Origin of the sequence: Robiginitalea sp., assembly GCF_049588695.1 — a bacterium.
Classification (GTDB): Bacteria; Bacteroidota; Bacteroidia; order Flavobacteriales; family Flavobacteriaceae; genus Robiginitalea.
In genome coordinates, this window is sequence record NZ_JBAVZJ010000574.1 from 1 (window position 1) to 2350 (window position 2350).

At 51.3% G+C, this 2350-nt stretch carries 1 protein-coding gene and 1 pseudogene; both read right to left on the minus strand.

Annotated features, from left to right (window positions below):
• Positions 1 to 1143: pseudogene (locus WBV75_RS13190) on the minus strand (TonB-dependent receptor); the annotation flags it as partial.
• A 15-nt stretch (positions 1144 to 1158) separates the two neighbouring features.
• Positions 1159 to 2350: tetratricopeptide repeat protein (locus tag WBV75_RS13195; RefSeq protein ID WP_424121051.1), on the minus strand; the 1192-nt coding region annotated here is incomplete at its 5' end.

Sequence of the window (2350 nt, forward strand, 5' to 3'; positions counted from 1 at the left end):
CACATAGGCTTCATACTGCCTGTCTGTGGGCATAACCATAAGCGTAGGGGAGACAAATGGGTTTTGAACGCTGAAATCGTAATAGGAGTTCTGAACCAGTCCGCCTTCTACCCCGGCATAAGCAATAGCCATATCCTCAGACAGGGCATAAGAGGCGTTGACCGCAGGATAGATATAAAAGTCCGTTTCGTTATTCTCAGTATCAAGACCCAGGACAATTTTGGCTGCGAGCTCCAGTTTCAGGTTGTCGCGGAGCAAAACTACCCCTGGTTGGATTCCGGCCTGCAGGTAACTGTAAGCAATTCCGGGTTCTGGTTGCAACTGGGTGAGTGGCCCATTGTCGAACTCACCCCCAACATAGTCTACATGGACCCCCAGGGTAAAAGTCTCCGCGGTAATCGGGAGTTCTAAATCGCCATTGAAAGCCATGCGCTGTTCGCCGCTCCCCGCAGCGTCCCAAAAGCCACGCACGAGTACTGCTCCCTCACGGAAAAAGCTATCGGACAGATTTACCCCTCCTTTGAGTTCTGCCATGAAGTAATTCTGGGCTTCATCTATCGATCCGGGGATATCTGCTTCAGAGACATCTTCAGGAAGCCCGTACCAATTGTATTTTCTATGGGAGACCCCGGCCCCCAGATTCCAGTCCCAATCCCTTTCCCGCCGGGCATAGGTTACGTCCAATTTCGTATTGTAAAAATCCGTATTCAAAAATGTTTGGTCAATATCCCCCCGGGAGGAGAAGTGGTTGAAACCCAGATCGAGAAGCTGCTTTCCCCGATCATAGTCCAGGCTGGTGTAGAAATCGGCCAGTGCATTGGTATAATTTCCCAACCCGAAGGATGCGTAGGTATTGAACAACGGCTCCCGTTCCGTTTTGGCCACCGTGGCAGCCTGACCCTTTGCCGGTACGAAAGTAGAAGCGACGGGGACCGAAAAAATACTGTACTGAATCGGGATTTTACGCGCTACAATACTATCGTTAAGCTTCGGTACGGGCCGGATTTTATAGGCTTCGGATACGGTAGGGCGATAGGAACGCACTACCGTTACCGTCTCCGTTCCCAAGTCCTTTTCCTGGGCGCTTAAAGAACCCAAAGAAAAAAGCATCAGGCTTAAAAGTAAGATTCTCGTCATTGTCATATCCGGCGTGCTTCTTTAATTACCTTCGGGTTTTACAGATGCGTTACGGGTGGCTTCCCGACTTTTGATTTTGGCGAGTTCCCTGCCCGCTTCCCTGGTGATTTCAGGATATTCTTCAAAATTAGACACAACACTCTCCAGGATGTAGGTCGCCTGGAAAACATCGCCCAGGTCATCAAAATTGAGGGCCATAAGGATAAGTCCCTTCCCGCCCCATTCGCGGTAGGTTGCATAATCCCGAACCAGCTGCTGCAAAGCCGTATTCGAACCTTCAGGGTCCCCGTCCTCCCTTGCGAAAAGAGCTTGGTAATACAGGGCTTCAGCTTTGGCTTCCCGTCCCCCGGTTTCCAGGACCTCTGCATAAGCTACACGGGCTCCACGTGCATCTTCGGTTTTCAGTGCTGCGCGGGCCCTCATCAAACGTGCATCAGAGCGAATTCGCTCATCCAGGGCAGGATTCTCCAGGACTCTTTGGGCGTACTCCTTCACCTGGGTGTATTGCTCGTTCTCGTAATATGCTTTCATCAGGTTCGATTGCGCATAGGTCCGGTTTTGTGGGATGTCCGCCACACTTTCAAGACGTTGTAAATACGGAAGGGCTTGTGAATATCCGTCCTCTGAGATCAGGATTTCACAGACTCTGGTAAGGGATTGTTCAGCCGTCTCCCCACTTCCGGACTCAGCTACGGTTTTAAAGTAATCCAGGGCTTTCCCGGACTCCCCTTTGTCAAAATACAGCGAGGCCAAACGAAACCGCGCTTCTATATTCCGCCCTCCATTGGGAAACTGCTGGAGGTAGGAAACAAAAGCCTTTTCCGCTCGTGTCGTATTTCCTTCCATATATTGCCGTTCCGCAGCTTCATAGGAGGCCGCCTCCAGCTCCTGATCAGTCACTTCCACATAGTCCAAACCGCGTACCCATTGGGCATACGCATCTACCTCGCCCATATCCACATAGATGAGTTTGGCCGTCTGCACGGCCTGGACAGCCTGATCACTTTCCGGATAATCCCGGGCGACCGTTTTAAAGACCTCAAGTGCCTTTTGGTTATCCCCCCCATTGTAGTAGACCAGCCCTTTACGCATCATGGCGGTGGGTACCAGAGAGCTCATCCTGTAGGAATTTATCAGGCGGTCATATGCCTCAACTGCCTGGGTATTTTCCCCTTCCTGAACATAGGAGTTCCCGAGTTCCAGAAGGGCGTCG